Raw genomic sequence first — 6,155 nt, 5'->3', positions numbered from 1 at the left:
TTTTATGACCTGTCCGGTGTGCGGCCAGCAGTTCGACATGCGCGACTTCCGCCAGGTCGCTTGGCACAATCTGCCTCAGCATGAGCCGCTGGAGCCGGAGCTTGCCACAGGCCGGAACGCGAAATGGTTGCGGATGCGATCGTTGAAATAGCGGCCCTTGGCAAAGGCAGTTTTAAAATCGGCGTAGGTATCAGGCGGCACGTCCAGAAAGTCGTACTGCCTGCCGCTCGCTACAAACCACACCGATAGAACCCTGGTGTCCGGATTGTATTCGAACCTGCGTATCGAGGTTGACGGCATGGTGCACCAGATGCTGCTAGTGAGCGACCCGCGAGATGGCCCGCCCACTGAGGAAGCGGGAGCGGGCCGAGCACGGCTGTACGTCCGTGGCCATTATCGCCTCCACGGAAGGGGCGGTGACAGAATTTCAACTCCCATTGGATTGCGGCGTTCCACACATAAACGAAAAGGCCCGCCACCTCTCGGCAGCGGGCAGTGTAGGTCGCTAGGAAACCCAGCGGTAACTAAAGTACACCCCGTCTCGCCAAAAGGGAAATGTTAGATATCTCTAATGTATGATTCGGACCCCGGGGGCTGACCGTGGCGTATCAAATCCGAGAATATCTTGCGGGCCAGGTGATAGCGGAATACCGGGCTGAGGCCCCGACATCCTATTGCGCCGCCGCACAGGCAACGAAAAGGCCACTGACGCTCCACCGATCCGGAAACTACTTTTTTGAGGTGACCGACGAGAGCAATGGCCGAGTGTTCGCCTACCGATACGCCGACTTGCTCTACTGAGTGGGTCTGAGTAGCGGCTGCTGCTCGCCTCCGGGTCAAAAACCCGCCGCCCCATTCATAGCAGCGGCGGGCCGTGCCTAGGGATAGTTGGACTAGACGGTGTGTTGATTCACCCCTGATGGATGGCTGAGGTGCAAAACCATGCAACCACAAACCCCGATACGCGACAGAAAGCCGTCGCAACGTCAACTTTACTCAAGCCGGAATTCAACCGCATGCTTGTCGGCCTCACTAATAAGGCCGCTGTCCATGGCGGCTTCGAACGCCTTGGTGAAATACTGATCATCGGAAGCCTCGTGATTCTGCTGCGCAAGATCGATCGGCAGAGCTCCGATCACGCGGCCCGTTGTCTTCTCGATGACCGTGACGGTCCTCTGCATCAGGGTTTATTGACCGTGTCGTCGACTGCGTTGGCCGTCGATTTGACGTCCCTGCCGACGCCTCGGACGGTGTTGGCGCAGGCCGCAAGGGCCAAGGCACAGGCAAGAATGACAATCGGTGTGATGCGTAGCAGTCTCATGGACGGGTTCTCCTATTTGTGGTTATCAAGTCCGCTTTGCCGTATCGCACCTGTAACCGCCATCACCTTGTTGTGGGCGGCCGCTTCATCTGCGGTGTCAAAGGGCGTTGCGATGGTCGTCCCATCCAGAGCCAGTATTCACAGCCAGGAACGGAAGGCCGATCAGCGGTGGTGCGTAGACAACGTACGCTGGGCGGGCATTCTTCATCGCCCATGTAGCACCCTTTGTCGGTCAGGACCTAATCCACGCCCTGAAGACCAAAAAGCCCGCCAGCCGGAGCCAGCGGGCTTCCAGTGGTCAAAGACCTGCTCAGGTCGCAGAAAGACCCGACTCGATGACTTGCGCCGTGATTGAGGAAAGAATTCCCCGCTTGGTCAGGACTGGCTTTTCATAGGCTTTTTTCATAGCTGTTCCTCCCTTTTCACACACCGAAACTGCTTTGGGGCAATTAACTTGTCAAGCTGATGCTAAAATGGCCGCCAGTGACGCACGCCACGCGTCGCGATCGTCGCAGAGAAGACGGAGAATGACCCGGTGCGAACCAGCGGGCGAAGAACTTCGGTCGCGTTGGACGGCAAACGGGCAATCCAGATTGACGGCTGTCCTGTCGAAATTGGTCGACCAAGACTTAGCCGGCCCTCCCAAATCCGGGGAACGATGTTAACGGGAGAGCGCTACATCGCCGGGCCCACCGACCGCCGGCATGCAGCGTGAGCAAGTCGTGATCGATCGCAGCGGCAGTCCGTCAACCCGGCGCCGCGAGTCGTGCGCGAGAGCACTGGCTTCCGAGCGTTTCCTCCAGCCGAGCCAGTCGGCGACTGACAACGGATTTGCGACGCCCAGCCGACCCGCCACACGATGCCTGGTCCCTGCGTGATCTCCCGAAGGTCCTGGCTCCGGCTTCTCTGATCTGGCACATCGTCGGACACTCAGCGCGTCTTGCCGGAGCGAAGATGCATCTCGATCTTGTTGATGGCCTTGGTGAGGATATCGACTGCCTGCAGATTGACTGCGAAGTCGAAGTTCCCTTGCGCCGTTTCGAATATCAGAACGCCGACCTTGGTCTCGTCGTCGCTCATCATGCCTGTTCCAATGCCGGTCGGCATATAGGGTGGTTTTTCTGACATTGTTCTCTCCTCGGGTGCGGTGTGGGCTGGTCAGGTTTTTAGCCATCCAGCGTGCGACCTGGAGTGGCCAAGCACGATCGATCGACGTTGGCCGTGTAACCCGTTCACCGCTAATCGAAATGCATCGACTGGCCGCGCATCATCGCCAGGGTCAGTGCGATCCGCAATTCTTCACCGTCTTCGCTGGCTGCAGGATCGAAAACGTGGGCATCGTAGGGGTCCTGGTCAATCTAGATCGTCCAGTCCTTGAGTGCCTTGCGAGCCATTTCTTCCACCTGGGCGAGGTTGCTGGTGAAGAAGGGGATACGGTCGCCATTTTCCGAAAGCGGCTCGACCTGATCCAGCGTCGGCCGCTCGGGCACCCAACCAAGAACGAAGGCAATATCGAAATCGATCTGGCGGTCCGGCCCGGTCGTGGTCTCCACCGGGTGACAACATCGGGATAGAGCTGTTTGCGCGCCGGCCACGTGTCCGGGAGCGCCTCGGCCTGCAATCTCGTTCGGGGCACGTCGATCAGCTCCATGATCTGATGGCCCGGAACTTTATCCTCCGGCCAGCCCGCACAACATGCAGTCGTCGCAGCCTCGTCGGCTTCCATCCAGACCGAAGCAGCCTGGTCCTCGTCCTCGGTTGGCTGGTCGTCTTCCGGGAAGCCCTTGATATCCCAGCCTTCCAACGCGAACAAACCTTCCGCGCCTTGCAAAGCCGTAATGCCGGCGCGCGAGAAGACTGCTTCGGCTGCCGCGATCCCGCGTGCCAGTTCCTCGGGCGTTGCACCTTCAATGTTCAAGCGAAGTTCCACGGTTCGCCTCCAGTATCAATCACCAACAGTGAACAAAATAAGAACAAAGGTGTCAATAGACTCCTGATGGTTTGGAAAAATGGTTTTTTTCCAATTGGATAGGGAGATCTGGCAATCGGTTGAGGCTTCGTGCTCAATCCCAACGCAACTGCATTCATGGCCGATGCTACACGCGGACCACCGCGGACGGGGACAGTCGGTCCCGCGTCCCGTCCTGCGGCCGGCGCTATGCTGACGCTCCTACGGCTGTCCTGTTAACCGCCCGCGGCGGGGGCGAATTTCCTCCGTCCCGCGCGCGACAATGTCCGCAATTGCGGACGCGCGCAGGACTGCGGTTTATACGCCGTTTTTCCTTGGGCGCCGCCAGCCGCCGGCGCGAACATCCCAACAGGACAGGTGGCTTCGACGCCTCGTCCTGCTGGCAAACGGTTCTGTCGATGCCACCGGGCGGTCGCCACAAACATTTCTTCCGCAGCGCCACCTCGCCATCCCATTGACTCTTCATTAGGAAGGGAACAAATGAGGAACATTCCGCCACCATGTCGCGTTCAGGGGACAGATGAGTGCATCGACGCCAAACGCTGCTATTTCCGATCTGCGAGATCGCATTGCGCGTCTCGAAGGCGGTAACGCGCGCAAAAGAGCGGTGCTCCCATTCGGTATCTCCTCGATCGACAGTCATCTGCCAGGCGGGGGCGTGGCGCTTGGCGCACTTCATGAAGTTGCCGGCGGCGGCAATGGTGCAATCGATGGCGCTGCCGCGTCGCTTTTTGCTGCAGGCATTGCGGCCAGGACGCAAGGCAAGGTGCTGTGGTGCGTGACGCGCCAGGATCTGTTTGCACCGGCAATCGCACAGGTCGGACTGCATCCCGACCGGGTGATCTATGTCGAAGCCGGTGACGACAAATCCTTGCTCGCCTGCTTCGAGGAAGGCCTGCGGCATGTCGGACTTGGGGCTGTGGTCGCGGAAGTGGCGCGCCTGTCCATGACTGCCTCGCGCCGGTTGCAACTGGCATCGGAAGGCTCCGGCGCGATCGGCATCGCGATCCGCCGCTGGCGCCGCCAGACCGAAGCCGCCGATTTCGGGCAGCCGACGGCGTCCGTCACCCGCTGGCGGGTTTCCGTGCTGCCGTCGCGACCGCTGCCTGTGCCCGGCGTTGGCCGGGCGCGATGGCAACTTGAACTGATCCGGTCTCGTGGAGGGGAAACACTCGATATCGAAGTGGAGGCTTGTGATGCAAAGGGTCGTCTCGCTGTTCCTTCCAAGCTGGTCGACCGACCGGCTCAGAAGGAAATTGGGCGACGTCTCGCCGCCACCGGATAAGCCTTTGGTGCTGGTCGGGCGGCACGGTAATCGTCGCCTGGTGACTGCGGTGGATCGCGCGGCAACAGAAGCGGGCCTGCGCGTCGGAATGCCCGCGACGAAGGCACAGGCCCTCGTCCAGGGGCTGGCGGTCATGGATGCCGAACCTGAAGCAGACGCGCAGGCATTGGATCGGTTGGCCCTGTGGGCTTTGCGGCGGTACGCGCCGATTGTCGCAGCAGATCCTCCCGACGGATTGGTGATGGATACCACGGGCGCCGATCATCTTCATGGCGGTGAACGCTTGATGCTCGCAGATATGGTCGAACGTCTCGGCAAGGTCGGCTTCTCGGCGCGCGCAGCCATAGCGGATAGCTGGGGTGCTGCTCATGCCTTTGCGCGATATGTCAGGCAAGCCGTGAGCGTGGTCGCGGTCAACGCAACCTGCGATGCGATCCTTCCTCTGCCCATCGCAGCATTGCGTTTGCCCGATGAGATCGTCAGCGGTCTGCGGGTTTTGGGCTTCGACAGGGTGGGTGAGCTTCTGCAGCAGCCGCGCGCCCCACTGGCGCTGCGCTTCGGGCCGGAACTCGGCCGCCGGCTTGACCAGGCTGCTGGACGTCTCGCCGAGCCGATAGAGCCAGTGCGGCCGGTCGATGTGGTCGAGGTAAGGCGCGCCTTTGGCGAGCCCATCAGTGCGGCCGAGACAATCGCGCGCTATGTCGGCAAGCTTGTTCAGGCGCTGTGTGTCGGGCTGGAGACCAAAGGGTTCGGCGCCCGGCGGCTTGACCTGCTGCTCTACCGCGTCGACAACCGCGTCGAAGCCATTCGCGTCGGCACGGCCTTGCCTGTCCGTGATGTGAAGCGGCTGACGCGGCTGCTCTGCGACAAGATCGAGACGGTCGATCCGGGCTTCGGCATCGAGCTGATGCGGTTGTCCGCGCCCTTGGCAGAATCACTCGCTCCCAGGCAGACCGTTTCGTCGCTGATCGAGCAACGGGATGCAGACATCTCGGATTTGATCGACACACTCGGCAACCGTGTCGGTGAGGAAAAGCTCTATCGGTTTACCCCGGTTGCCAGCGATGTGCCCGAGCGATCTTTCCGGCGTGTAGCCGCTGCATCGGCTGAGACCGGCGACGCATGGCCAGACCATTGGCCGCGTTCGGCTCGCTTGTTTACCGTGCCGGAGCCGATCGAGGCCATTGCGCTGCTACCGGACCATCCGCCGGCGAGCTTCACCTGGAAAGGCATCCGTCGACGGATCAAGCGCGCCGATGGACCTGAGCGGGTTTTCGGCGAATGGTGGAAGCGCGACGCCGAGCTAACTGCCGTGCGCGACTATTTCCAGGTCGAGGACGAAGCCGGCGAGCGGTTCTGGATTTATCGCGCAGGCGATGGCGAGGATGCCGCAACCGGCTCGCATCGCTGGTTCCTGCACGGCATCTTCGGATGAACGCGTGCTATGTCGAGCTGCAATGCACCTCGCATTTTTCCTTTCTGCGGGGCGCGAGTTCCTGTGAGGAACTGTTCGCGCAAGCAGCCAGCATGGGAATGCCCGCCCTTGCCATCTGTGATCGCAACAGTCTGGCCGGCATTGT

At 60.9% G+C, this 6,155-nt stretch carries 9 protein-coding genes; 3 read left to right on the top strand and 6 right to left on the bottom strand.

The features are described 5' to 3' along the window. Nucleotides 1–75 precede the first annotated feature (75 nt). From EOB59_RS06735 to EOB59_RS36025, 6 genes are all read right to left on the bottom strand, one after another. Nucleotides 76–300: a KTSC domain-containing protein gene (locus EOB59_RS06735; RefSeq protein ID WP_164873705.1), complete on the bottom strand. Its 225-nt coding sequence runs from the start codon at nt 298–300 to the stop codon at nt 76–78. A gap of 692 nt (nt 301–992) precedes the next feature. Then, nucleotides 993–1,181 carry a hypothetical protein gene (locus tag EOB59_RS06730; RefSeq protein WP_236383367.1) on the bottom strand — a complete coding sequence of 63 codons (189 nt, stop codon included), beginning with the start codon at nt 1,179–1,181 and terminating at the stop codon, nt 993–995. After that, nucleotides 1,181–1,321 carry an entericidin A/B family lipoprotein gene (locus EOB59_RS06725; protein ID WP_127395386.1) on the bottom strand — a complete coding sequence of 47 codons (141 nt, stop codon included), beginning with the start codon at nt 1,319–1,321 and terminating at the stop codon, nt 1,181–1,183. Before EOB59_RS06725 ends, EOB59_RS06730 begins: the two co-directional genes overlap by 1 nt. 310 nt (nt 1,322–1,631) lie before the next feature. Further along, a complete protein-coding gene (locus EOB59_RS35610; protein WP_189367358.1) occupies nt 1,632–1,727 on the bottom strand; it encodes a putative RiPP precursor in 96 nt (31 codons plus the stop codon). 524 nt (nt 1,728–2,251) lie between these two features. Continuing rightward, a complete protein-coding gene (locus EOB59_RS06720) occupies nt 2,252–2,449 on the bottom strand; it encodes a hypothetical protein (RefSeq protein WP_127266529.1) in 198 nt (65 codons plus the stop codon). Nucleotides 2,450–2,679: 230 nt separating this feature from the next. Continuing rightward, entirely contained in the window at nt 2,680–2,874 is a 195-nt protein-coding gene (locus EOB59_RS36025; RefSeq protein WP_245481798.1) for a hypothetical protein, read from the bottom strand. Nucleotides 2,875–3,810: 936 nt separating this feature from the next. Here EOB59_RS36025 and EOB59_RS06710 point away from each other — a divergent pair. The 3 genes from EOB59_RS06710 to EOB59_RS37165 all read left to right on the top strand — a co-directional run. Further along, the gene (locus EOB59_RS06710; protein WP_127807866.1) at nt 3,811–4,575 is read left to right on the top strand and encodes an ImuA family protein; all 765 of its coding nucleotides are present in this window, start codon (nt 3,811–3,813) and stop codon (nt 4,573–4,575) included. Then, entirely contained in the window at nt 4,487–6,010 is a 1,524-nt protein-coding gene (locus tag EOB59_RS06705; protein ID WP_128288010.1) for a DNA polymerase Y family protein, read from the top strand. The genes EOB59_RS06710 and EOB59_RS06705 overlap by 89 nt, the downstream gene beginning before the upstream one ends. Beyond that, nucleotides 6,007–6,155 (top strand): PHP domain-containing protein (locus EOB59_RS37165; protein ID WP_281061714.1); only part of this gene is annotated, 149 nt, incomplete at its 3' end. The genes EOB59_RS06705 and EOB59_RS37165, both read left to right, overlap by 4 nt.

Source organism: Mesorhizobium sp. M7A.F.Ca.MR.176.00.0.0 (assembly GCF_004023165.1).
Lineage (GTDB): Bacteria > Pseudomonadota > Alphaproteobacteria > Rhizobiales > Rhizobiaceae > Mesorhizobium.
The sequence above is the reverse complement of the archived record's forward strand: the minus strand, read 5'-3'. Positions and strand labels throughout refer to the sequence as shown.